At 54.2% G+C, this 25,938-nt stretch carries 20 protein-coding genes and 1 CRISPR repeat array (1 of these 21 cut by a window edge); of the genes, 12 read left to right on the forward strand and 8 right to left on the reverse strand.

Features of this window, described 5'->3' with window-relative positions; translation table 11 throughout:
• Window positions 1-49: direct repeats of the CRISPR family, unit length 29 nt (it extends 1,078 nt beyond the left edge of the window).
• A 462-nt stretch (window positions 50-511) separates the two neighbouring features.
• Window positions 512-724 (forward strand): hypothetical protein, encoded by a 213-nt coding sequence (locus tag C7M51_RS17985; protein WP_160622918.1) that lies wholly within the window; start codon window positions 512-514, stop codon window positions 722-724.
• A 165-nt stretch (window positions 725-889) separates the two neighbouring features.
• Here the strand turns inward: C7M51_RS17985 and C7M51_RS17990 are convergent, their stop codons facing one another.
• The 6 genes from C7M51_RS17990 to C7M51_RS18015 all read right to left on the reverse strand — a co-directional run bounded on the left by C7M51_RS17990 (window position 890) and on the right by C7M51_RS18015 (window position 9,759).
• Complete coding sequence (locus C7M51_RS17990) at window positions 890-1,084, reverse strand: hypothetical protein (protein WP_160622919.1); 195 nt, start codon at window positions 1,082-1,084, stop codon at window positions 890-892.
• Between the two features lie 337 nt (window positions 1,085-1,421).
• Window positions 1,422-2,711, reverse strand: a complete 1,290-nt coding sequence (locus C7M51_RS17995; protein WP_160622920.1) for an MFS transporter — start codon at window positions 2,709-2,711, stop codon at window positions 1,422-1,424.
• A complete protein-coding gene (locus C7M51_RS18000; protein WP_160622921.1) occupies window positions 2,704-3,861 on the reverse strand; it encodes a mandelate racemase/muconate lactonizing enzyme family protein in 1,158 nt (385 codons plus the stop codon). The genes C7M51_RS17995 and C7M51_RS18000 overlap by 8 nt, the downstream gene beginning before the upstream one ends.
• Before the next feature lie 289 nt (window positions 3,862-4,150).
• A complete protein-coding gene (locus C7M51_RS18005; RefSeq protein ID WP_160622922.1) occupies window positions 4,151-4,972 on the reverse strand; it encodes an aldose 1-epimerase in 822 nt (273 codons plus the stop codon).
• A complete protein-coding gene (locus tag C7M51_RS18010) occupies window positions 4,972-6,411 on the reverse strand; it encodes a sugar porter family MFS transporter (protein ID WP_160622923.1) in 1,440 nt (479 codons plus the stop codon). The genes C7M51_RS18005 and C7M51_RS18010 overlap by 1 nt, the downstream gene beginning before the upstream one ends.
• 72 nt (window positions 6,412-6,483) lie before the next feature.
• A complete protein-coding gene (locus C7M51_RS18015; protein WP_160622924.1) occupies window positions 6,484-9,759 on the reverse strand; it encodes a DUF5107 domain-containing protein in 3,276 nt (1,091 codons plus the stop codon).
• Between the two features lie 115 nt (window positions 9,760-9,874).
• Here C7M51_RS18015 and C7M51_RS18020 point away from each other — a divergent pair, with 115 nt between their 5' ends.
• A complete protein-coding gene (locus tag C7M51_RS18020) occupies window positions 9,875-11,071 on the forward strand; it encodes an ROK family transcriptional regulator (protein ID WP_160622925.1) in 1,197 nt (398 codons plus the stop codon).
• On the opposite strand, the gene C7M51_RS18025 is transcribed toward C7M51_RS18020, so the two are convergent.
• Together C7M51_RS18025 and C7M51_RS18030 are read right to left on the reverse strand one after the other, a co-directional pair.
• Window positions 11,068-12,030 carry a YhfZ family protein gene (locus C7M51_RS18025; RefSeq protein WP_160622926.1) on the reverse strand — a complete coding sequence of 321 codons (963 nt, stop codon included), beginning with the start codon at window positions 12,028-12,030 and terminating at the stop codon, window positions 11,068-11,070. The genes C7M51_RS18020 and C7M51_RS18025 overlap by 4 nt on opposite strands.
• Window positions 12,031-12,045: 15 nt before the next feature.
• On the reverse strand, window positions 12,046-12,897 hold the full coding sequence (locus tag C7M51_RS18030) for a class I fructose-bisphosphate aldolase (protein ID WP_160622927.1): 852 nt from the start codon (window positions 12,895-12,897) through the stop codon (window positions 12,046-12,048).
• A 167-nt stretch (window positions 12,898-13,064) separates the two neighbouring features.
• Here C7M51_RS18030 and C7M51_RS18035 point away from each other — a divergent pair, with 167 nt between their 5' ends.
• The 10 genes from C7M51_RS18035 to speFL all read left to right on the forward strand — a co-directional run bounded on the left by C7M51_RS18035 (window position 13,065) and on the right by speFL (window position 25,900).
• Entirely contained in the window at window positions 13,065-14,462 is a 1,398-nt protein-coding gene (locus tag C7M51_RS18035; RefSeq protein WP_160622928.1) for an FAD-binding oxidoreductase, read from the forward strand.
• Between the two features lie 23 nt (window positions 14,463-14,485).
• The gene (locus C7M51_RS18040; RefSeq protein ID WP_160622929.1) at window positions 14,486-15,829 is read left to right on the forward strand and encodes an FGGY-family carbohydrate kinase; all 1,344 of its coding nucleotides are present in this window, start codon (window positions 14,486-14,488) and stop codon (window positions 15,827-15,829) included.
• Window positions 15,826-16,791, forward strand: a complete 966-nt coding sequence (locus tag C7M51_RS22525) for a 1-phosphofructokinase family hexose kinase (protein WP_160622930.1) — start codon at window positions 15,826-15,828, stop codon at window positions 16,789-16,791. Before C7M51_RS18040 ends, C7M51_RS22525 begins: the two co-directional genes overlap by 4 nt.
• Window positions 16,792-16,805: 14 nt before the next feature.
• Window positions 16,806-18,188, forward strand: coding sequence for a sugar porter family MFS transporter (locus C7M51_RS18050; protein WP_244323760.1), 1,383 nt, complete (start codon window positions 16,806-16,808; stop codon window positions 18,186-18,188).
• A gap of 87 nt (window positions 18,189-18,275) precedes the next feature.
• On the forward strand, window positions 18,276-18,776 hold the full coding sequence (locus tag C7M51_RS18055; protein ID WP_244323761.1) for an RbsD/FucU domain-containing protein: 501 nt from the start codon (window positions 18,276-18,278) through the stop codon (window positions 18,774-18,776).
• Window positions 18,777-18,790: 14 nt separating this feature from the next.
• On the forward strand, window positions 18,791-20,170 hold the full coding sequence (locus C7M51_RS18060; protein ID WP_160622932.1) for a sugar porter family MFS transporter: 1,380 nt from the start codon (window positions 18,791-18,793) through the stop codon (window positions 20,168-20,170).
• Between the two features lie 527 nt (window positions 20,171-20,697).
• Complete coding sequence (locus C7M51_RS18065) at window positions 20,698-24,060, forward strand: AAA family ATPase (protein WP_208852105.1); 3,363 nt, start codon at window positions 20,698-20,700, stop codon at window positions 24,058-24,060.
• Window positions 24,061-24,100: 40 nt separating this feature from the next.
• Window positions 24,101-24,553, forward strand: coding sequence for a hypothetical protein (locus C7M51_RS18070; protein ID WP_160622934.1), 453 nt, complete (start codon window positions 24,101-24,103; stop codon window positions 24,551-24,553).
• A gap of 85 nt (window positions 24,554-24,638) precedes the next feature.
• Entirely contained in the window at window positions 24,639-25,232 is a 594-nt protein-coding gene (locus C7M51_RS18075) for a hypothetical protein (RefSeq protein ID WP_160622935.1), read from the forward strand.
• A gap of 563 nt (window positions 25,233-25,795) precedes the next feature.
• Window positions 25,796-25,900, forward strand: coding sequence for a leader peptide SpeFL (speFL, locus tag C7M51_RS18080; protein ID WP_106875989.1), 105 nt, complete (start codon window positions 25,796-25,798; stop codon window positions 25,898-25,900).
• The last annotated feature ends 38 nt before the right edge of the window (window positions 25,901-25,938 follow it).

Genomic DNA, 25,938 nt, shown 5'->3' on the forward strand with positions numbered 1-25,938 from the left:
TTTTTTCGCTCGTTCAGGAAGTGTTCCCCGCGCGAGCAGGGATAAACCGTTTCAAATATGGGCGGCTTTTTGAGTTGTGATAAGGCTGAGCTGTTAGGTTTGTACAATAGCTTGCCGGGAAGCCAACAAGCCGAACTAATAACCTGGTTAAAAAATGCTTGATCGTACACTCGCTACACGAGGCATCCCAGGATTTGGCAATGTTGCTAATATCGTATTAATAACGGGCTGGTTGATACTGTGTATGATAAGAATCCATCGAGACCACGTTATCGCGTTTCAGTATCCGGACACCGATTCCTGGAGCAGTATAATAAGGCTGAAGGGTACTGTATAATTACAAAAAGCGGGTTAGTAAGCCAAATTGTACTGTAAAGTTCCCGATTATTCGGGGGTTTATATAATGGTTTCTCCTTTCACACGAAGGTAAACCAGTTATAGTCAGATGGATGTGTACTCCCCCGCGCCAGTGGTGGTAATGGCGGCGATAATAACAGGATGTTCAGTGCTCATGGTAAATAAAAAACGATTGCGTGAAATTATATTGATTCCAGGCATTCTGTTCGGCTGGGTATGCCTGAGTTCTGCCGGTGTGACACCTCAAGGCGGGTTGAGCATACTACCGGAAAGTATCGCGTGGTATTGTGTAATCCTGACGTCTGTATTCGGTACGGTAGAACTGCTGATGAGAATTGCACTGCTGATTTTTAAACCTAAACAGTAAAATAATAAGGTTCGCCTTTACCAGTAGCTAATTTATAAATATCCAGTTCGCGTTTTTCAGAATAAATACGTTGATGCTGGCTATGAGTCTCTCACTATCTGACTGCTCCAGGTTTTTACGATTAATGTCGGGTTCTCACCGGTGCGGGCAGCGACGTAACATATATCAGCGCATTTTATGTGCTTTCGCCAACATTTTTAAGCCCTCGATTATTGCATCCCGTTTGGTGCCGTATATTTCGGCTAACTCGTCGAGTAATTCAGCCTCTTCAGGGGTTAAAAACACGCCTGGCAGACGGGCGCGGTTTGCGTTTCTGGCGCGATAGTTAGCGGCGGCGCGCCGTTGTGCTTCGGTAGTCACAAATTCAACTCCTTGTCGGGGGCTACGTAGTCCCGCTCGCCAGGCTGGCTGGTGAAACGGTAGGCTGCTATTTGTTTGTGGTTCGACGTTAGCAACAATAAAAACTCCCGGCTTTGAAACCGGGAGTCATGATACGCTGCCCAAAACGCGGCCCTGGCGACGTCGGGGTACCAGGTAGTGGTTTCGCTTCCCTGCATTCGCTCGCTACCGCCAGGCCGTTGTTTGAGTACGTAAATTTTGTAACGGTACATGTTTTCTTCCTTAAACCGGCGAAAGCGCAACACCTCCGCCGGTTGAATAATCTGCCGCCTCTGTTATCCCTCTGGCAGCTTCAGGATTACTGTACGGCCAGCGCGCGCAGGTCATTCACCCCTTTTTGCCTTACCAGCAGCGCCAACAGCAGCATGCCCGCCAGCGCCAGGATGCTCGCCAGCACGAAGGCTGAGTGATAACCGCCGCCGTACTGAATTAAAAAGCCGGTGATGCCCGGTGACAAAATACCCGCCAGGTTTGCCAGCAGATGCACAAAGCCGCCAGCGGTGCCGATACGTCCGGCAGGAACGATATCCTGCAACAGCGACCAGCAGGCCTGCGGCGTCATATAGGCAAACACGCTGGCGAGGGTAATCAGCGTTACCGCCATCGTCACGCTTTGGCTCCATGCTGTCAACAGCACACAAACCGCGGCCACCGCCAGCCCAACGAAGATCACCAGCTTGCGCGACAGCAAAAAGTTCTGCGTGCGGCGATACAGCATATCTGAAATCATGCCGCCGCCGAGAAAGCCCGCCGTTGCGCCCAGCCACGGTAGAATGCCGATAATGCTCATGCTTTTAATATCCAGATGCTGATAGTCGGTCAGGTAGCTGGGCAGCCAGGAGAGAAAGAAATACTGGATATAGTTAAAGCAGAAGAAGGCGCTGGCAACGCCAATGACCGGCAGCGAGAAAACATAGCGCCACAGGCTATGGCTGTCTTGCTGCGGCGCTACCTCCGTTGCCAGGCTGGCGGGACGCTGGCTGGTAATGAGCTTGCGCTCTTCTGCGCTGACACGGGGATGATCTTCCGGCCTGTCGCGGAACAGCAGCAGCCAGCAGGCTACCCAGACAAAGCCGAGCGCGGCGATGACCACAAAGGCGATGCGCCAGCCGAACTGTAGCCCTACCAGGCCGACGATTGGCGCGGCGATGGCGGCTCCCAGCGGCTGCCCGGCATTGGTAAAGCCGACTGCGCGTCCCACTTCCTGTTTGGGAAACCAGTTAGAGATTGATTTATTGGTGGTAGTGCCCATCGGCCCTTCACCGATACCGAACAGCATACGCACCACCAGCAGGTGCATAAAGCCGGTAACCAGCGCGGTAGCGCCGCAGAACAGCGACCAGATGCCAGCGGCCCAGGCGTAGACGCGGCGCGGGCCGAAGCGATCGGCAGCCCAGCCGCCGATAAAGCAGAAAGCGCAGTATCCGATAAAGAAGCAGCTGAACAGAATGCCCATCTGCGCATCGTTAATATCTAAATCTTTTTTGACCAGCGGCGCCATAACCGACAGCGCGGCGCGATCGAGATAGTTCAACATACCTGCGCAGAACAGCAGCAGGGCAACAACCACACGGTAATTTTTAAACATGGCGCTGGACTCCTTGAGCATCGATACGCAGGTCAGACAGACAGTAACGCTGTAGCACATCAGGAGCGGGCTGATAGCCCAGGCCCGGTTCGTCTGACAGCGTAAAGCTCACGCTCTGAGGCAGTGTCGGGTAAAGTTCGGCTTCGAACTCGATATAAGGCACTTCCATCTTCACGCTGTCGGGCAGGGCGGCGACCAGATGCGCCGTGGCCAGCATACCGGCACCGTAGTAGAAGCAGTGTGGTACGACGCGCGCCTGATACTGCTGTGCCAGGGCGAACACGCGTAGCGCCGCGCTGATACCGCCGACCTTTGCCACGCTCGGTTGCAACACGTCCACCGCGCCGCTTGCCAGCAGATTATGAAAGCCCATATCACCATCGACGTTTTCGCCTGCCGCCAGCGGTACGCCGCTGCGTCGTAGCCGCGCCAGCCCCTGATAATCATCCGGTGGCCAGATGGGTTCTTCCAGCCAGCCGAGCTGTAGCGGGCGCAACAGCTGCGCCTGTTCCTCGGCCTGTTCACGCGTCCACGGACAGTTAACATCGACCATCAGCTGTACATCGTCGGGCAACGCCTGACGCGCGGCACGGATGGCATTCGCTTCGGTTTCGTGCAGCTTAAGAGTGGTATAGCCCTGACGATGGGCGCGCAGCACCTGCATTGCCACCTCTTCCGGATCGTTGTCGTAGCTGACAAGGCTGGCGTACCGCTCGATGCGCTGACGTTTTGCCCCCAGCAGCTGCCACAACGGTTGCTGTTGTAAATGACCCAGCAGATCCCAAAGCGCAATATCCAGCGCGGAAAGCGCGTAGCGTACCGGTCCGGTGCGTCCAAAGCCGTGCAGCGCCTTTTCCGCTTCCTGCATCAGCGCCGCGATCGCCTGCTGGCTTTGTGGTAGTGGACGATTCAGGAAGAAGGGAGCAACCAGCGTGCAAATCGCCTGCTCGCTGACCGGATTGGCCAGATGCCCAAATGCTTCTCCCCAGCCACACAGCCCGCTGTCGGTTTCTACTTTTACCAACAGCGATTCCATACGGCTGAGTGATGGCGAGGCGGCATTAAAAGTGATTTCCTGCTGCGATGGTGGACGCCGGTGTGCGCTAAATGGCACGGCGATACGTACAATTTCGATAGCGGTTATTTTCATGCGGTTCCCTGTAAGGTGTTACCCGGCACGTAATTATTAGAAAAGCCGGTAGAAAGGTAAGGTGCTTAAACTATGAGCGAGTATAGGAAACCGCAACAGACGCAACATCGTGCATTAGCACAGGTTTAAAGCGGGTAATTGACGAAGTTTTAGTCGCGTTAACATAGCGGCGCGCGGTCGATCACAGAACCGCTAATATCAGGCAATTAGTCATATTGTTGGTAAGGTTTTGCCTGGCGGCGAAGTTTGGGGACTATCGAAATAAGCTTTTAATACTGTTTACTTTGCCTCAGTTAACCTGGATTACCATCTTCAGCGTGGTCGCTTCGCCCTGCTGTAAAGCCCTTAACCCCGGCATGCCGGTTAGATTATGCGCATTAACCGGATGGGTTTGCGGCTCCAGACAAATAAACGGCTTGCCGGGCTGACGAAATACCATTAGCCAGGGCGCTTCGCTGGTCAATTTCACCTGCATTTGCGCATCTTCAATCAGGGCGCAGCCGCTCCAGCCGGAATAACCAACGTTCAGCCAGGTATCGGCTGGCTTAACCGGCGTGGTGAAATCAACCGCTGACGGCAAGGTATCCTGCCATGCCAGTGGCAAATGATGTTCGCCTTCCGGCCAGTAGCCAGAGGCGGAAAACTGCACCCGACTATCGGGTTGAAGCTGAAAGAAGGGATGGAAACCCAGCCCGTAAACCATCATCTTTCGTCCATGATGCGTTAATGCCAGCTCAGCGTGCAGGGCATTATCCACCAGCCGGTAATGCAGCCGGGCGGCATAATCAAATCCACAGTCGTAGCGGGAAGCGCAGCTTAGCGTAATCGCCTCTCCGCTCTGCTGTTCCACCGTCCAGCGTTGCAGCCAGCCGTCGCCGTGCAGAAAAAAGCGCTCATCCACCGGGCTGGATGGTAGCGCAATCTTCTCGCCGTGCAGTGTGAAAGCGTTACCCGCCACGCGGTTAGCCAGCGGCAGCATCGGAAACAGCGCCTGCTGCGCGCCATACAGAATCGGACGGTTGTGCTTAAGCGATTCGAGGTGGAGAACCGACGCCCCCTGCGGGGCGACGGCCAGGCGCAAAACGCCATTGTTGAGCGTTAGCGCGTCCATTAACTGGCTCGCTTAGCGGCACGCGTCTGGGCTGCCGCGCCATACTGCGCTGCGATACGCTGCTCCAGTGCTTCCAGGCTGACGCCTTTAGTTTCCGGTACATACTGGCGAATATAGATAAAGCCAGCGGCGCAGATGACGCCGTAGAGCAGGAAGCTGCCTGCGGCCCCCAGCCAGGCGTTCAGCAGCGGGAAGGTATAGGTCAGCAGGAAGCAGGCGATCCACAGCGCCAGCGTTCCCAGCGACATCGCCAGCCCGCGCACCCGGTTCGGGAAGATTTCAGAGAGCAGCACCCAGGTAACCGGTGCCAGCGTCAGGGCGTAAATTGCGATCGCCGCCAGCACCAGCAGCAGTACCGGCAGGCCCATAAAGCCCATGCCATAGGCCGCGCCGATCAGTGCATAAATGATGGTCAGGCCCGTTGCGCCAAACAGCATTAACTTACGGCGTCCAATTTTGTCCACCAGCGGCAGCGCCGCGATGGTAAATACCAGATTGATCAGGCCGGTGGCGACGATAGATTTCAGCGTGCTGTTGATATCAAACCCGGCGGAGGCAAAAATCTCCTGCGCGTAGTTAAAAATCACGTTAATTCCGCACCACTGCTGGAACACCGCCAGCACCATGCCCATGATAATCACCGGCCTGACTTTCGGTTCCCACAGCGCTGACCAGGCAACTTTATGCGTATCTTTATTCAGCGTCAGCTGGATATCATGCAGTGTTTCATCGGCATAGCGCTGATTACCGATACGTTGCAGCATCTGGTGGGCGCGTTCGTTTTTCCCCATGCGTGCCAGCCAGCGCGGCGATTCCGGCACGAGAAACATCAGCACTAAAAAGGCGAGGGCAGGCACCAGCTCTGCGCCAAACATCCAGCGCCAGCCGGTTTGTCCGTTCCAGCTTTGGGCGATCTCCTGCATTGCGGCGTTGCTGGCTACCGGCTCGGCAATCAGCAGGTTAATTAGCTGGGCGGCGAGTACGCCAATTACGATGGTCAGCTGATTAATAGCGACGAACTTGCCGCGTTTTTCTGCCGGGCTGACTTCCGCGATATACATCGGACTCAACGCGGAGGCGAGACCGATACCGACGCCGCCAACGATGCGATAAATCACAAACAGATCGAAGCTGGTGGCAACGGCGGTGCCCCAGGCAGAAAGGCTGAACAGAATCGCTGAGAGAATCAGCGGTAGTTTGCGGCCAAAGCGGTCGGCGCACCAGCCGGAAACGATCGCACCAAAGACGCAGCCAACCAGCGCAGAACTCATCGCCCAGCCGGACTGGCCGGGATCGGTAATAGAGAAGTAAGCTTCATAGAAGGGCTTGGCCCCGCCGATAACTACCCAGTCATAGCCGAACAGCAGCCCGCCGCAGGCGGCAACCAGGCAGATAGTCCAGACATATCCCATGCGTAACTGCGTTTGCATACGTTCCATGGTTATTCCTCATTATACTTTTGTCGGGTAAGCGGTGCGGGCATTCTGTAACGCCCGCTTTTTTGAGGATCTTCAGGCAAAGACGCGTGTTTGTTGCGCCAGACGCAGCAGGTGCGCTTTGTCATGCGCCGGGTTAAGCGCCAGCAGCTCATCGGTCAGCCGGGTAAAGGCGGCGATATCACCAAGACCGAGGTGGCCCAGCGCCTCAACGAACAGGCAGTGCTGGCGTTGGATGCTGCGGGCGTCGCCGTCCAGCGCAATCAGGTCAGGCAGAGAAACCGCAAAGAAATCGGGTTCGATAACATCGTCGCGGTGGTTCTGCGCCCACTTGATGAAACGCTGGAACTGCTGCTGCGCCGAGGCGGTATCGCCGGTCGCGGCCTGCGACATCGCCTGGTAGAAGAGATAATCAACCGGCTGATCGTTGTAATAACGTCCCGCCTCCAGTGACGATCCGCCCTGTAGCGCCTGTTGCCAGCACGCCTGCGCTCGCGCACCACGTTGCTGTTGCTGCGCACACCAGCCCAGCAGATACCAGATATCGTTGTCGCTTTGCCCCGGCAGCCGTCCTTCGCCAAGGTTTTCCGGGTAGTGCAGCGCCTGGGTTAACAGTGCTTCTGCCTGCGCCAGTTCACCGTTAGCGATATGCGCCAGCGCCCGGCGCTGCTGGTTGATCAGATACTGACCGGTGACTTTACCTTCACCCCCTTCCCAGGGATGGAATTTACGTGTCGCCAGCACCTGTGCTGCGGCGCTGTTTTCTCCGGCGATATGCCACAGGCTCAACAATTCGGCGGTCAGATCGTCACGCTTAAGTACGATTTCACGGCGGGCGGCAAGCAGCGAGAGGCGTTCACTGACCGAACGGGCATTCAATTTACGCAGATAATCGAGCTCGAACAGGAAGCGGGCATTGTCCGGCTCCAGCTCAACGGCGCGTTGCAGGTAGCTTTCGGCGCGCTGCGCGTCGTGCTGTTTATTCCAGGCGTGGATGCCGAGCACGCGCTGTACGCCAGCGAAATCAGGCATCTGGCTGGCGGTGAATGCCCAGCAGGTTACCGCTTCCGCGTAGCGACGTTTGCTGTACCAGAAACAGCCAAGCAGATAACGGGCGAAGCCATCCTGCGGCAGACGTTGCAGCATCGCCACTTCATCAAGCGTATTGGGGAAACGCACGCGGGCAGTAAAATAGTCACGGGCGAGGGCGAGGTAGCGCTGCTGTTCCTGCGCATCGCGGGCCAGCGCCGCCAGCCAGAGTAACGGCATCGCTTCTTTCACCTCCAGTTGCTGAAGGAGATCACGGGCCGCCTCTTCTGCGCCGAAGCTCAGCAGCCATCCGGCAAGCATACTGGCGTTGGTGCCGCGCTGACCGGTAACGCGCAACAACTCGTTTCTGTCCTGTTCGCTGCGCGTGATCGCCCAGCGGGCATAGTGCAGCGCGTAATTGAGCGGCCAGCTTTCCAGCTGTTGCGCTATCCAGCTTAGCGCCTGCTCCGGCTCGCCGTTTTGCTGCATCGCCAGCGCCTTCAGACCCATAGCGAGGTAGTTAGCGGCGTTGAACTGCAAACACTGTTCGGCGAAATTCAGCGCCTGGGCAGCATCGCCTTTGCGTAGCGCCAGCCGTGCCAGTGCATAAAACGCAGCGTCACGGCAGTTGCCGCTCCAGCTGGCTTTATAATAGTCATCATAAGCGCCGGTATAATCACCAAGACGCTCTTTTGCCGCGCCGCGCAGATGGCTGGCATCGCCGTTTTGCGGATTTTTATTAAAGCGATGCGCACGTTTCAGCGCGTTATCCGCCAGGTTGCGCGCTTTTTCCCAGTCGCCGCGGTTAAACTCAAGCATGCCGAGCGCCACGTTGCAGCGATAATCCAGCGGATCGATATCCAGCGCCCGCTGGTAGTAATCGAACGCGGAGCGGCTGGCGTGGTGATACTGCTCAAGGTGCTGGCCGATAAAATAGAGTTCGTCGCAGTTGTTGATATGCTGCGGCTGTGCCGGTGCGGTGGCGGCCTGCGGCAACGGCAGCGCTTCGGCGATATGTTCGCAGTAGCTCAGCAGCGTCACGCCCTGGCGGTCTACCAGCGACAGCGTCAGGCGCTGCGGCCAGCGATCGTCGAGGCGCTGCTGCCAGACTTCCGCCGGTTTTAACGATAGCGGCGTTTGCCAGAGCGTGGTGTTGCCATCGCTGAGGCGCAGGCTCGCGCCTTCCAGCGGCGCGATAGCGTAAATGCCCAGTTCCAGCTGTTCGCCGCTGCGCTCCAGCTTCAGCGCTGCCTGGGTATTGGCGTTTTGCAATGTTCCCAGCTTGCTGTAAGGCAGGAAGTGCTGCACGAACACTTTCTCTTCAAACGGCGCAATCCAGGTAAAATCTGGCTGGTTATCGGTGTACACGCCGGTCATCAGCTCGATATAAGGCCCATTGTTGTCGGTCAGATTGCGATCCCAGGCGAGGCCGAAATCGCAGTTGCCCCACGTCCACTGTTTTTTGCCCGGCGAGATATGGTGATCGGCAATATGCAGCAGGCCGCCCTGTTCACCGTGATGGTAAGCGCCGACAAAATCGTAATCTGATTTATCCGCCATATAGGAAGTCGGCACCGGGATATTTTTATAGCGCGAGATATCGACGCCCGCCGAGTAATCCACCTTGTAATAGGTGCCGTGCGCCACGGGGAAGGCGGAGACATCGCGTTTGCCGTGGTCGAAGACGGCGGTCACGTCCGGCGGGAAGACGCTTTGATGATCGTCGCCCCCTTTGACCGCTGGATTTGCCCACCAGAGGAAGTGGCGCGGCGTGACGTTGCCGTTAAACACTTTGCCGGTGATCTCTATCAGCGCCCGCTCCGGGTAGAGCGTAAAGCCTGCCATCACCTGCAAGCCGCGCATCGGCTCGGTTTCGCCCAGCCAGACCGTTTGTGCCCCGTTTTCATGCTGTTGAAAGGTGACGTCCACCGGCATAAAGGTGGTGGGGCGATGATGCTGCGGCCAGTTAAATTCAATGCCGCCGGAGATCCACGGCCCCACCAGCCCCACCAGCGCCGGTTTCACCACCTCGTTGTAATAGACGAAATCGCGCTGCATCACTTTGTCATAGGCGCGCTGGATACGCCCGCCCAGTTCCGGCAGCAGCATCACCCGAATAAAATCATTTTCCAGCCAGACGGCCTGATAGTCGCGCATCTCCCGCTTGCCGGTCAGCGTATCAATAACGCCATAGGGATAGACGGCACCAGAGGAGCCCTGGTAAACACGATGCTCAAGAAACATCGGGTTGGGATCTTCCGCTCCGGTCGTCCAGGTTGGAAGAGAAATTGTTTCCTGCCAGATTTTAACCGCGCCGTACATAGCCACTCCCCTGTAAACAAAAAACAGTTAATCTTGGTGTTGTGGCAGTATGGAGCGTAACTTTTTGCTTTAATCGCTGGATGCTCACGCAATACAGTTAACAGGATTTAGTGAAATGCTTGAGAGAGGTCTGAATAATCAGCGGGTGCGTCAGCTAAATCGACAGGCGTTGCTTCGGCTGGTATGGCGCTACAAGCGCTTAAGCAAGTCGCAGTTTTCCCAGCACACCGGATTGTCGATTCCGGCGGTCAGCAAAATCCTCCAGGAGCTGGTGGAAGAGGGAAAGTTGAGCCATTCCAGTGAAAATCTCAGCAGCCGGGGTATGAACAGCGGCAGCTATCAGATCCCGCCTCAGGGCGACTATATCCTCTGCATGAACGTGACGCCGCGCAGCATCGAAAGCCAGCTCTGCGATGCGCAGCTTTCCGCGCTGGGCGATTTTGAGCGCCAGCCCATTGAGGCACCGACGCCAAAAGCGTTGCTGGCGGCGATAGAAGCTGTCTGGCATCGGCAGCGACAACGCTGGCCGCGTAAAACTCTCCATCTGGCGCTGGGCGTGCATGGACAGGTAGATCCCGGCACCGGCGTGTCGCAAACCATGCCGCAGGCACCGTGGCGGGAGCCGGTAGAGATTAAATATCTGCTGGAAGAGAAGCTCGGCATTAAGGTCAAAGTGGATAACGACTGCGTGATGCTGGCGCTGGCGGAGAAGTGGCAAAATCCTTTTAACCGCAAGGATTTCTGCGTGATCAACGTCGATTATGGCGTGGGATCGTCGTTTGTGATTAACGGTCAGATCTATCGCGGTAGCCTGAACGGTAGCGGTCAGATTGGGCATACCATTATCAACCCGGATGGGCTGCCCTGTGACTGTGGGCGTTACGGCTGTCTGGAAACCGTTGCCTCGCTCAGCGCCCTGAAAAAGCAGGCGCGTATCTGGTTGAAATCACAGCCCCAGAGCGGGCAAGATCCTGACAGCATCACTTCCGCGCAGCTTATCGAGGCGTGGCATCGTGGTGATGAACAGGTTATCCGCTGGGTAGAAGATGCCGCCAACGCCATCGGTTTTAGCCTGGATAGCTTCCTGAATATTCTGAACATTAACCAGATTTGGCTTTATGGTCGCAGCTGCGGCTTCGGCAGCCGCTGGCTGGAGGCTATTAAGCAGCGTATCGGCTTTAATCCGTTCGATCACAGCGATGGCGTTAACCGCAACGCGACGCAAATTAACTTCGGACAGTTAACCCGGTCACAGCAGGTAATGGGGATTGGCTATCTCTATGCTGAAGCGGCGCTGGAAGGCGAAAATTAGCGAAAGCGCAGGATATCCGGGACGCTGTCAAACCAGGGATCGGCATCGTTCAGCGGCTGCATCGCCTGGGCTTTAAGGGTGGTGAAATCGATCTGACGCAGCAGTTGGGCAACAGGCGAAGCTGCCCGCACCACTAACACCGCGCTGGACAGCGTTTCCGCCAGCGATAACGCCTGGGGATTATCCAGTGGTTTGATGGTTAAGCCCACTTTTTCCAGCGGGATCAGTGAAGGTTCCTGATGCCAGACACCGGTATCAATCTCACCGAGGAAAACGGAGCGCGGCAGCAGCGTAAAATCGACTTCGATATAATCACAGGTTTGCTCGGGGAACTGCGCTCTGGTTAAGCGCTGATGGTCGCTGGAGTGAAAATCGATGCCTACGCGCAGGCGTTTTGCGGGCGCGGCGTTGGTTTTCTCCACCACCACCAGACTGTCCGGGCGGTAATAGCTGCCGTTGCCTACCTCAAACAGTTCGAAACCCTGCTCGGCAGCGTCCGACATCAGTTTTTGCGCGGAGCCGGAAGAGATAAGCATGATATCCGCTTCGCCCTGCTGGAAGGCGGCCAGACGTGAACGCGCGCCGCGCAGGTAACCGACAGTCGTTACTACGCTCCACTGGCTGCATTGCTGCACAAATGCCGAAGCGACCTGCGTAGCCTCACGCGAGCCGCGTGGCGGCAGCAGCATATGCACCGGCGGCATACGTGCGGCGTCCCACAACAGAGGAAAATTCCAGGAGACCACGAAGGTCCCCTGATGACCGCGAGAAACCAGGCTGACCGCGCCCGATTTTTTCAGTTCCTGTAGCGCTTTTTGCACCGTGCCGGAGCCTATCTCCAGAACATCCTGAAACCAGGAGGTGGTCGGCAGACGACCGGACAATCCCAGCGAAAGGATAGTCCGCGCAATAAACGCTACCGGAGAAAGCTGCTTTGCATCTTGTGCAATAACCGTCATTGTTTCCGTCGACTCTTACTGTTCCAGAAACCGCAGTGCCTGCTCAACGCTCTGTTTTTCATGCACGACAGCGTTAAGTGCACGAAGAACCCCGGCGGGATGCTGTGCGCGGAAGATACGTCGTCCAAACATCACTCCGCTGGCGCCTGCCTGCATAGCGTCCGCCGCCAGCTGCAATGTGGAGTGCGGATCTTCGCCACCGGCACCACCTGCAAGCAGTACCGGAGTATAACAGGTGCTTGTTACAGCGGCAAAATCCTCCACGGAGCCGGGCCACAGCGCTTTCACCAGGTCGGCCCCGATATCCGCCGCGATGCGGCAATACATGCTCATCACTTTGGCGCTGAGCGCGTCAGGATCGATACCTTCCAGCGCGGAGCGCGGTTCGATAATTACCGCGATGCCGTGACGTTCACATTCGCGCACGATATGGGTGTTGCGCACGATTTCCGCCTGCTCCAGCGCCGTATCTTTCTGTCCCAGATACATGTAAGTCATCACTGCATCAATACCGCAGGCCGCCACATCGCCAATCTCAGCCAGCTGGGCCAGTACCCCTTCGCTACGTCCATCTTTACCCGGCGTATAGATGGAACGTGCATGGTTTTTCCAGTCAAGATGCAGCACGAAGCCCGGACGATCGCGACCGATGAAGGTGTTTTCCACCAGCGGAATCATCCCCGGCGATACCATCACGCCGTCAGCTCTGCGCAGCTGGGAAAAGACAGTTTCAATTTCGTTGCGTGTTTTCAGCCCTGACGGCGGCCCGGCCATGACGCCGTGGGAGGCGGCGACCACCACTGCGCGTCCGGTTTCCGGGCGCAGGATACGACCTAAACGAACAGCCTTTCCGGTTCTTGAATCCATTTTGATCCCCTTCACAAAGTTGAGATGTTGGCAAAACGCAATTTGCAGCTTTCTGCAAATTGATCGTATATTAGCCGTCAATCCGATGTCAATGAAATATGCCCTGTGCGTTTCAACCCTTCAGAGGCGCCAGAATCTTTTTCTAAATTGTGAATGCAGGAGTTTGTATGTCTGACATTTCCCACCTTGTTTCCGCATTAAAAAACGTCTTACCTGAATCTCAGGTATTAACCGACAGCGATACACTTCGGGCGTCAAGTCATGATACCTGGCCGCTTTCTACCAAACTGCGGCGCTTAGGATGCCACGATTATCAGGCGGATGTTGTGGTTAAGGTCATCAATGATGAGCAAATTCAGCAGGTTCTGGCGCTGGCGACGGCCCATGATACGCCGGTTACCCCGCGTGCGCTGGCCTCCTCTGTGACCGGGCAGCCGCTGCCGACGCGTGGCGGCATCGTGCTTGATTTAACCGATATGAAAAATGAGCGCGACGTAAACACCACCAACCTGACGGTAGAAGTCTCTGCCGGTTACAACGGCGGCAAGCTGGAAGATGAGCTTCAGGCGATGGGATGGACGCTCGGCCATTCACCGCAGTCTTTATATCAGTCTACCGTCGGCGGCTGGCTTTCCACGCTGGCGACCGGCCAGTTCTCTTCCTACTACGGCGGCATTGAGGATCTGATCACCGCCTATACCGTTATTCTCGCTACCGGTGAAAAAATCCGTCTGAAAGCCTCACCGCGCGCGGCGATGGGGCCGGATCTGCGCCAGCTGTTTATCGGCGCTGAAGGCACGCTGGGTATCGTCACCTCAGTACAGCTAAAAATCTTCCCGCTGCCGCAGACGCGCCTGTTTGATTCGCTGGAGCTGCCTTCCGTTGATGCGGGCCTGAAAATCATGCGTGAACAGGCGATGGCCGGGCTGCGTCCGTTCCTGCTGCGTCTTTACGATACCGCCGAAGCGCGTCATGCCATGCAGAATCCGGCGCAGGACAAACCGGTAATGTTCCTGGGCACCCAGGGCGTTGAAGCGGTGGCGCGTGCTGAGATGGACGCGTTTATGGCTATCGTTGAGCGTCACGGCGGTAAATCTGTTGGCCCGGAAGGGGTGCTGAAGTGGATGGATCGTCGCTTTGATTTCTCCACCGTGGAAAACCTGCTGGATACCACCGGCGGCTTTGCGGAAACCATTGAAATTGCGCACACCTGGGACGGTATTGCGGGTCTTTATCACGACCTGAATAAAATGCTGACGCCGCTGGCGGGCGAAGTGCTGTCGCACTTTTCGCATGTCTATCCGCAGGGCACCTCAATGTACATGATCCTGCTGGGCCAGGAAAAAACCGACGCCGAAGCGGTGGAGAAGCTACGTACTATCTGGCGCGAGACAATGCGCGTCTGTCTGGAGCACAATGCCGAGCTTTCGCATCATCATGGCGGCGGCCTGGTGCGTTCACCCTATGCCCGCGAATCGCTCGGTTCCGCGCATTTACTGCTGCGCCGCCTGAAACATGCGCTCGATCCGAACGGCGTTCTGAACCCAGGCAAGCTGGGGCTGTAACTTGATAATTGAGGGTAATCACGATGTGGTTTCTCGGCATTGATATTGGCACCACGCATATAAAAGTTATCGGCATTAGCGAGGAAGGTGCGCTATTGCCGGTGAAAAAGTGCCGCACGCCCGTTACGCAGCATAACGGGCTCACCTTTCACGATGTGCAGGCGGTATGGCAGCTTCTGTCAGCGCTGATTATTGATTACGCCAACAGTGAGGCCCGCGCCTGCGGCCCGCTGGCGGCGGTGTCCATCGGCACTTTTGGACAGGAGGAGTCCGTTGCCGTTAACCGCCAGGGTGAGATGGTTTACCCTTCGCTGGCGTGGTGGGAAAACTATCCCACCGCCGCGCTGGAGAGCGATACGCATTGCTGGCTCGATAGCCAGGCGCATTATCGGGTTTCCGGCATGCGCTCGCGCCCTAATCAAAGCCCCGAACGGTTAAGCTGGATCCGTCAGCATCACGCCGATATCTGGCAGCAAATCGATCGCTGGGTGGATTTCGGCAGCTACGTTATGTGGCGTCTCACCGGGGAATGGCGTGCGCCCACCTCGCAAATTACGCATTCACAGTGCGTCGATTTACAAACCATGCAGCTACATGAGCCAACGCTGGAACGGCTGGACCTGCGCCCTGAACTGTTTTCAGCGATGGCGGACACTGGCGAGTGCTGCGGAGAGATTCGCCCGCAGGCGCTGCCGGGCGTGGCGCTCAGCCCGCACGCCTGCGTTTTTGTCGGCGGACACGATCAGATTGTGGGGGCCTGGGCGGTGCAAAACTATCAGCCGACCCACGTTTTTGATTCCATCGGCACCTCAGAATACCTGATGGTGCTAACGCCTCACTTCCCTGATACGCCTGTAGCCTGGCAGCTTGGCGTGGATATCGAACGCACCTGGCAGGCGGGAGAGTTCGTCATGGGATGCGCTACCCCTTCCGGCAAGATCATTCAAACGCTGGCGGAGCTGCTCTATCAGAGCGATTACGACCGATTGTTTAGCGATCTGCTGGAAGGACAGGGCGCGCCCGGCCTTGCCGTTTCCGTCAATGAAGACGAAGCGCAGGGGCTGTTCTCGCTGCACCATCTGAATGCGGGCGTACGGCCTGCGGATATTGTACAGGCGACGCTGAATCATATTGCCGATCGCGCTTTTATGCTGCTGACCCACATGTGCGAAACCGGCGCGATTCGTCCGCAGGATGCGGTGTTGATGGGCTCTCTGTTCCAGCGTCCGGAGATGCTGGAGCATCGTAAGCGCCGCTGGAAGATGCCGCTTTACGTTAGCGAACTGGCTGAGCCGGTTGCCACCGGCGCGGCCATGATTGCCCGCGAAAGCTGGCTTATTGCTCATCACCGGGAGGATCGGCTGTGAATGTCATTATCGCCTCACTGAATACCGCTATCGAACGTCTGCTGCTGGTGGAGGAGCAACGTCCGGGCGAAGTGCATCGCCTGCTGGATGATAAAACCCTGGCGGGCGGCAAGGGGGTTAACGTGGCGCGCGTGCTGCGTCAGCTACAGCCGCAGTTGCCCGGCGCGCCTGAACCGCTGCTGCTCGGTTTTCTTGGTGGTGCCACGGGCCGCCTCTGCCGTGAGCTGCTGGAGCAGGAGCAGCTGGAGGGGCGCTGGTGCGTTATCTCCGACAGCACGCGCATTTGCGAAGTGGTGACGGAGAAACAGGCACCGGAAAAGGCCAGCGTCTACAACGCCGCTGGCCCGGCAATTCAGCCTGAAGAACATCAGCAGCTACATGCCATGTTGGCAAAGGAAATGCCGCACGCCAGCGCGGTAATCTGCACTGGTTCACTGGCGAAGAACCTGACGCCGGATGAATACGGACGCTGGATAACGCTGGCGCGCAAGCATAGCGTGCTGTCGCTGCTCGATACGCACGGCCCGGCGCTGTTACAGTCCGCCGCCATGCTGCCCGATATCATCAAAATCAACCGCGATGAGCTGCGCCAGGTAAAAGAAGCAGCCGGGGAAAACCTGCCGGAAAGCTGGCTGGCGCGGGGCGTTCGCTGCGTCATCATCACCGATGGACAGCGGCCAACGCTGGCGCTGACGCCGGATGGCGATTTTGAAATTACCTCGCCCACCGTGGCTACCGTGAGTGCGGTAGGCTCCGGCGATGCCTATTGCGCCGGGCTGATCGCCAGCCTGCTGGCTCAACCTCAGAAGGGATGGACCGCGCATCTGACGCTGGCGGCGGCCTGCGGCGCAGCCAATGCTGCCAGCCCCACCGCTGGACTGGCGTCCAACGTCAGCCTGTCGGCGCTACAGCAGGCCTGCGTCATTCGCGCGATATCGACATCACCACGCTCACCCGCCTGATAACGGAGAGTTTTATGGTCAGTCATGCACATGTTTCAGCACAAACCACCTGGATGCGCAACGTCCTGTTAATCTCGCTGGTTACCGCCGTAGGCGGGTTCCTGTTTGGTTTTGATAACGGCAGTATTTCCGGTTCCGTTGGTTTTTTACAGGACAAGTTCGCGCTGGATGCTGATGGTATCGGATGGGTAACCTCATCCATTATTGTCGGCTGTATTATCGGCGTGGCCATGGCTGGCCCGCTTTCTGATGCGGCAGGGAGGAAGAAAGTTCTGCTGCTGACGGCGCTGATTTTCATCTTTGGCGTGCTGGGTGAAGCGTTGGCTTCCTCGCCGGAAATGCTGGTGTGGTTTCGTATCCTGGTTGGCATCGGTATTGGTCTGGAAACTACGGTTGCGCCGCTGTATATCGCTGAAGTTTCTCCGGCGCATATTCGTGGACGGCTGGTTTCGCTTAACCAGCTCTTTAACTGCATCGGTAACCTGGCGGTGTTCGCCATCGCGGCAATTATTGCCAGCCAGGCCAGCGAAGCGTGGAATATAGAGCACGGCTGGCGGGTGATTTTCGCCACCGGTATCGTTCCGGCAATTGTTTTCCTGCTGCTGCTGGCCTGGGTGCCGGAAAGCCCGCGCTGGCTGGTACGGAAGGGACGCGATGAGCAGGGGCTGGATATTCTGCGCAAGATTAACCCGGACGAAGAAGCCGCCAGAGAACAGCTTAAGGCGATTAAAGCTGCGTTGCTTAATGAGCACTCGGCGCGCCTGAGGGATCTGTTCGCTCCCCGGTTACGTAAGGCGCTGGCAATCGGCTTCTGCGTGGCGCTTTTCCAGCAGATTACCGGTATCAACGCCATTTTCTATTACGCGCCGGAAATCTTTAAAACCGCAGGCGTAAATGTCAGCGGTGCGATGTCCTTTACCGTATTGATTGGCCTGACGCTGGTGGCATCAACGCTGGTTTCGATGTGGATTATCGATAAAGTTGGGCGGCGCACGCTGCTGATTTTTGGCTCGGTGGGCATGGCTATCGCGCTTGGTTGCACCGGTATGCTGTTCCGCGCCAGCGAAACGCATACTACCTGGCTGCTGATCTGTATTCTGGCCTACGTTGCGGTGTTTGCGGTTTCGTATGGCACGGTTGCCTGGGTCATTATTGCGGAAATTTTCCCCATTCATGTGCGCGGCGTTGCCGTATCCATTGCCACTTTCGCCTTATGGGGCGGCAACTTTTTTGTTTCCCGCTTTTTTCCGGTGCTGGTGGAAAATATCAGTGCGGCCAACACCTTCTTTATTTTCGCAGGGATTTCCGTTATCGCATTATTATTTGTCCTGGCAATGGTTCCCGAAACAAAAGGTAAAACGCTGGAAGAAATTGAGCTGGAAATGCACGGAAAATAATAAATTAAATTTTAAATCAAAGGATGGAAAACGACTCAATACCTTAAATCTCACGCCATTTACTAATTGAAAATAATACCGGAGAACATGATGAGACCTGGGAAAATCCTACACCCACAGATCGCCTCAGCGCTGGCCAGCTTAGGCCACGGCGATATTATTCTGGTTACCGATGCGGGCGCGCCTATTCCGGCTGAGGCCAATCGAATCGATCTGGCTTTCTGCGCGGGTACGGTTGATTTACTTGAAATATTACGTGTGTTACGTCAGGAAATATTTATCGAAGATGTCATCTTCGCTGATGAAGTGCCGGAAAGTAACCCTAAACTTTTCCGCGACGTAACGGAAATATTTACCGGTTCGGGCGCAGACTTTACTTTAATTCCCCATAAAAAGTTAGTGGCGGATATTTACACGTCGGCAAGGGTTGTTATCCGTTCCGGCTCATTAATGCCGTGGGGTAATTTCGGACTGGTTGCCAGTACCGATCCGGATGCCTGGTTTGATGATTCAATGAAAATGATCCCTGAATATAAAGAGAGATCGGCACGCATTAAAAATAACGCCGTTCCCAGAATTAAAAAATAATTACGGGTAAACATATGAAAACAACATATCGTATGAGCTATAGGTTGTCCCTTATTGCGTCATTAGCCGGTTTGTTGTACGGGTTCGACTCCGCCGTTATTGCGGGCGCGATATCGCATCTGAGCAGATATTTCTCTCTCGATGCAATGGGAACCGGATGGGCGGTTTCTTCAGTGGTGCTCGGCTTTATGATCGGCGCGTTCAGCGGGCAATTTATTACCAATGCGTTAGGCAGGAAAAAAGCGTTGATCATCACCGGGCTGCTGGTCTTTTTATCCGGCATTTTCACCGCCTTTCCCTACAACTTTACGCTGTTCATTATTTTCAGAATTATTGGTGGGATCGGCGTGGGGCTGGGTTCTGCTACTGCGCCGGTCTACATTGGTGAAATCTCAGCGCAGAAGATTCGCGGGAAAACGCTGGGCTTTTATCAGATGATGATCGCCTTCGGCATACTGGCGGTGTATATGGTTAACGCGCTGGTTGCCAGCTGGACGACCGATCCTGAATGGGCTACCCAATACTCCTGGCGTTTTATGCTGGGAGCGATGGCGTTACCCGGCTGCCTGTTTATGATTCTCGCTTTCTTTTTACCGGAATCCCCCCGCTGGTTGATTAACAAAAACCGCGAAGAAGAAGCCAGTACGATTATTAAATATGTTAACGGACAGGAGTACGATAGCGGGGCGGCTATCGCCGAGATCAAACGCTCTTTCCAGAATAAGAACCCTTCTGATAAAAGCGAAAGCATTCTGTCGAAAAAATATCGCCGGGTGTCGATTATTATCCTGACGATGGCGCTGCTGGCAAACCTGTGCGGCATTAACGCCGTGCTCTATTACGGCAATGTGCTGTTTGAAAACATCGGTATCGCCAGCGAAAAAACCGCGTACTATCAACAGATCGTTATCGGTGTCGCTTTCTTTGCCGCAGCGGTCTGGGCCGTTTATCGTGTGGAAAAATATGGACGGCGTAAGCTGCTGATCGTTGGCTCTTTTGTCTGCTTCTTATCCATTACGCTGCTGGGTATATTAATCTGGATGGGGATTTCCAGTCTGTTTATGCTGGCGATCATGATTATCTATATTCTGTTCTTCGGCGGCACCGTTGGCCCTATCCTGTGGATCATTATTCCGGAGCTGGCGCCGAACCTGATACGTGACAAGCTGATGTCCTGGGCCACGCTGCTGATCTGGACCGGTAGCTTTATCGTTTCGCAAACTTTCCCGATGCTTACCAACAGCGAACTGCTTAACCGGCTGTTTAACGGTAGCTTCCCGTTCTTTATGTATGGGTTCTGCTGCCTGCTGTGGTTCCTGCTGAATGTTTTCTTTGTGACGGAAACTAAGGATAAATCACTGGAGCAAATCAGCGCGGAAATGAGTAAAGCCTGAGAAGCTTATCGATAAAACCGGTCAGCCAGGCCACAGGCCGGTTATATCAGCGCATTAATTAACGGTATATTTACGCGACAGCGTAATAAGCGAGAGTTAAATAAAATTATCGTTTCTTATTATCATTTTTACATCAAAAAAATAACAACCAACAATATACCTGTACCCATTTTATCAACCGCAGTAGAGATAAACCTCACGCTTGTTCTTCCTCACTTTATAACGTTATCGAAGGTAACTTTCTGTCTGGCTATTAATCCGTCACGTGGGTAAAATTCTGCGTTAAAATATTGCCTGTTTTATGGCGAAACCTTTCCCAAAAGGCGGATCACGCGGTGACGTTTAAAGAACTGCTAAAATTTTTATTCCCTGAATGGCAAATTTTTTCGATTTACAGAAAACACGGCCTTACGGCCAAAGCACAGCCGGTACAGTCTGATTCACCGTTACGGTATCAGCAGACCAGAGCCTCAGCGCAAACGGCTGCCGCCGCTCAGCGGACAAAAAAATCTGGCAGCGTCGATCGCGTGAAGACTGCCTCCGCCTGGTCACGGGCTTCTAAAAAAATCAAAAATGATGAGCTGAACCGCAAATTTAGCGCTATCGGGAAAGATCTCACGCAGCATATTGTCGGGCAATTACAGTGCCAGGCCAATCTGCTGCGCGCTTTTAAGCGCCCGTTTGTGGCGGGACGTGACAGGCTGATGCCAGCGAATACTCTTTTTCTGTTGGGCGGCGAAAGTTCCGGCAGACATACGCTGATCGTCCAGATCGTTAAGCAGCTGGCAGAGCGGGCGCTGATCCAGGAGGATCGCGTAAACCGTTTAGATCTGGCGCGTTATGCCAGCGCCGGTGATGAACAGAACTTTATTCAGGAATTAGGCAATTCGCTGCGCGACCGGGCTGAAGTCATTGTCTTCGAAAATTTCGAGCGGTGTGCAGACAGCTATTTGTGGCCTGTGGCACAGCTGGTTACCAGCGGACAATATCAATATATGCCCGCCGGAGACGCAACCAGCCTTCTGACAGCAAGCGGTAAGTACCTGGTATTTATCAGCAGCGTACGCGAAAGCGACGTGTCCGAGAGGTTTGGCGCTTCGTTTATGCAGGCGGTGAACGATATCATTCATGTGGATGACTATACGCCAGACGAAATTAAGCAGCTGACGTTGCGCTTTCTCAGCGGCCTGGAGCAGCGTAGTCAGAAAAACCTGCACTTTACGCTCTATTATGATGATGCGGTTGTGCAGTACTGTACCGCCAGATACAACAAGAAGCAGGGGCTGATGGCCATTCAGCATTACCTGCACGAGGTCATCTATAAAGCGCTGGTCGAGTATCGTTTGCAGGATAACGCTTCCAGCGGCGGCAAACTCTATTTTGAGGTTATTGACGATGCGCTGGTGTTAAAACCAGAGTCTCCTGCGGCGAATCCTGTTTACCTGAATACGCTGCTTCCCAATCGACAAAATGACAATTTACTGGCGGTTCAGCAGGAGCTGGAATCGGTAATTGGGCTACAAAGCGTGAAAGAGTATGTACTGGGGCTGGAGAATAATGCCAGAGTACAGAAGCGGAGAGAGAAAGCGGGCTATAAATTCTCCCCTGTTTCGATGCATATGATTTTCACCGGCAACCCCGGCACCGGTAAAACCATGATGGCGCGTATCGTTGCCAGGTATTTGAAAGCCATTGGCGTTCTGACGGGAGGCCAGCTGAAGGAAGTTACCCGAGCCGACCTGGTAGGGAAGTATGTCGGACATACGGCCCGACTAACGAATGAGGTTATCCAGTCCGCGTTGGGCGGCGTACTGTTTATCGATGAAGCCTACGCGCTGTGTCGCGATCGCCATGATGTTTTTGGTATTGAAGCTGTCGATGCGCTGGTAAAAGGAATAGAAGACCATCGCGATAATCTGGTGGTTATTCTGGCTGGCTATAGCGATGAGATGCAAACCTTCCTGCAGGCCAACAGCGGTCTGAAATCACGCTTCCCGAACCTAATCCATTTCGATGACTACAGTGCCGATGAGATGTTAAAAATTGCCGGTATCACGGCGCGATCCAAAGGCTATGTGATTGACGAAGCCTGCAACGAGTCGCTTATCCGGCAGTTTGAAAAAAGCCAGATTAAAGGGCGCAACGACAGCGGCAACGGACGTCTGGTCAGGAATATTATCGAAAGCGCCATCGTTGAGCAGTCCAGGCGCCTGGCGCGCGATCCGAAGGCCGATATGGGGCTGTTGATGGCGGAAGATTTCAGGTTTGACCGTCATCAGGATTTTGATTTAGAAAGCGCGCTGGCGTCGATAGTCGGCCTGGAGAACGTTAAAGAAGCGATTCGCGCTCAGCACACCATGCTGCTGGCCGATGAGAAACGGCGTAAGGCGGATGTGGTGGTTGATATCCGACAATCACTCAACATTATCTTTACCGGTAATCCCGGCACCGGAAAAACGACGATTGCCCGCGTGATGGCTGCCATGTTTAAAAATATGGGGCTGCTAAAGCAGGGCCAGCTCATTGAAACCGACCGTAGTGGTCTGGTCTCCGAGTATTACGGTAAAACGGCAGAGAAGACTGAAGCCATGATCAAAAGTGCGCTGGGTGGCGTGCTGTTTATCGATGAAGCCTATTCGCTCTCTGCCAACAGCCCTAATGATAAAGAAGCTATCGATACGCTGGTTAAGCTTATTGAGGATTATCGCGGTGAGCTTGTCGTCATCCTGGCCGGGTATAAAAAAGAAATGGCTGACTTCATGAAGAATAATTCCGGGCTGGAATCACGTTTTCCGCTGGTTATTCATTTCCCGGACTATACGGTAGAGGAGCTGTATAAAATCGCGCTGTTACAGGTGACCAATAAAGGCTTCCGGCTTACCGGGCAGGCGCAGGCCAGGCTGCATGAATCAGTAGCGGCGGCGAGCCGAACCGCCTCAGCGCATTCCGGCAACGGGCGTATGGTACGTAATATGCTGGAGAACATTTTACGCAAACAGTCAGCGCGTATTGCGACCACTGAAGTGGCGGCTGCCGAGCTAACCACCATTCTCCCGGAGGATATTGGCGAAGCGCGCCCGGGCGGGAAAACCTACGATCTGGAGGCGGTGCTTAACGATATTATCGGGCTGAGCGAGGTTAAAACCTATATCCGTAGCCTCTATGCCCGACTGCGGGTACTGAGCGAGCGGCGCAAAATGGGGCTGCCTGTAGATGCCAGTCAGACTTTGCACATGATTTTCAAAGGCAACCCCGGCACCGGTAAAACGATGATGGCGCGTATTATCGCCGACGTGCTTGCGCATATTAATGTTATTCAGACGAATAACCTGGTTGAAACGGACCGGGCGGGTCTGGTAGCGGGTTATGTAGGTCAGACGGCGATAAAAACCACGGAGAAAGTCAGGGAGGCGATGGATGGCGTGCTGTTTATCGATGAAGCCTATGCCCTGGCTCAGGGCGGTGCCAATGATTTTGGCCGCGAGGCGATCGATACGCTGGTTAAGCTGATGGATGATAATCGCGATCGGCTGGTAGTGATCCTGGCCGGTTACAGTCAAAACATGGATGAGTTCCTGGAAATGAACCCCGGCCTTAAATCGCGTTTCCCTAATATTATCCAGTTCGATGATTACCGCGTGGACGAGTTGATGCGCATTGCCGACCAGCTTTATCAGAAACGTGGCTACGTGCTGGAAGAGGCGGCGCGGCAGAAGATGCGCGCGCTGTTTACGCAGGCGGTCAGCGAAACGGCGTTCGGCAACGGGCGCTACGTACGTAACGTTTTTGAAAAATCATTGAATCAGCAGGCGCTACGGTTAAGCACCGATCCGGATCTGACGCGGGAAGAGCTGATTACGATTGAAGCCAGCGATATTAGCGTGCGCTAGCTTTCTCCCTGTAAAACAATTTTTATAAATAAGGTAGCCAATGCATTATCAAGAGCGCCCTGCACCAGGCATCATCGCCAGGCTCTATTTGATGTTTTTTCTCGGGCCACTAACGCTGTTTCTGGTTATTACCCCGCTGGGATTTATGATGGATATTTTTACTACCATCAGCAGCGGTTGGATTCCGGCGTCAAGTGTGGGGGTTCCTTCCGCCACGGTTCAGACTTTTTTCATTACATTACTACCGTCATTCTTCTTTTCCCGCCTGCGAAGTCTCTACTGGTTTCTCCCATGGCTGCTGCCCTTGGTGATTATCGGTTCGCTAAACGTGCTTATTTTCGCCGCAGGTGCCGGGTTACTGTTTAAGGGGTTCGAAGTGATCAATGGAGGCCGACAGATCATTTTTATCGTTCTTGCCATCGTACAGATCATTATTTCGCGCCTGGCAATGTGCGCTTATTTTTATTTCAGACCGCTAAAGCCATTGAGTTAATCAAATGAATTTTTTTAAGAAAAACAAGTCAGCGCCATCAGAAGCGCAGCATAAGGACACGCAACAAAAGCCTCAGGAATGGTGGTTGCAGAGTAAAAATACCCGTACTGAAGAGCAGACAGAGGAAAAGGCTACGAAGAAAAAGAATCCGCTAAGAGCGTTAGGGTTTATCGCCCTTGCTGTTATAGTCGTTGCTAATTACCTGTCAGACCCTCTTCCCCGCGTGGCAACTGGCCAGGAGGCCGTCGATGCGCTAAATACCGGCATGTCTGATAAGCTTGGCGCAGGCGTGCGCCTGCTGGAAAACGACAGTACGCAGCTTCCGGTTGGAGATTATAACGTAACGTTTCGTAGTGAGAGTGATGCCAGCGATGGACAGGAAAAGCGGACCATTGAACTTCTGGTGTGGGATTACGCAGCGGTTGACGGTGACTATATACAAGTCTTTTATAACGGTAATGCCTTTGGCGATGCCTTTATGATAAAGCATTCGCCACAGGCCTTTCATCTCAACGTAACGCCAGGCGTGCCGGTTACGCTACAGATCAAAGGAATTAAAGATGGCGGCGGCGGTATTACGTATGCGGCAATGTTTCAGTATAAGCAGCATCATGCGACCTATTACAATCGCGCACCTGTCGCGGGCAGTAATGCCTATACCATTACGCTAATCCCTTAACCACCAGAAGAATAACCACTTTTTAAAAAGGGATATATAACGAAGTGCATTATTGTTCCGTATCCCTTTGACCTTTTTTAGTCTTTATTCTATATTCGCTTGCTTTTTATCGAGTTCGGAACTTTCTAATATAATAACGTAGCATCAGGAGCTATTGTTATAGTCAGCAGATTCCACTATTTCACCTGTTCCTGAGCAAAAAAATAACCATTTTTATTTTATGGTTATATTCCCCGTGGGGGAAAAACGGGCAATTTGTGTTGGAATAAAGTGCCAAAGCGATAAATAACGTTACGACGTTTCTTGTATTGAAAATTGAGATTAACCTATGTTTAACTTTTATTTATTTAGTATTTAACTTATCGCGCACATTGCTCTATGTGGTGCAACAGTAATACAAAAAACCAACATGATCGATTATATTAAAACAATATGCTAATACATGCTTTCATCGTGGTTATTAATTTCATATTGCATGCATAATAGTGATCTCCGTCACAGTTTTGGCCCTTGTCGGCGTTAGAATAACGCTACTTTCAGTTAACCCTTTGAAGGTACGTATGATGGAAAACAATAACCGACTGATGCCACATATCAGGCGGACAACTCATATAATGATGTTTGCCCACCGCAATAGCTTCGACTTTCATTTCTTTAATGCCCGGTAGTCTTTCGACTATGGGCGCTTCAGCATACAGGTCTTCCT

The organism is Mixta intestinalis (genome assembly GCF_009914055.1).
Taxonomy (GTDB): Bacteria; Pseudomonadota; Gammaproteobacteria; order Enterobacterales; family Enterobacteriaceae; genus Mixta; species Mixta intestinalis.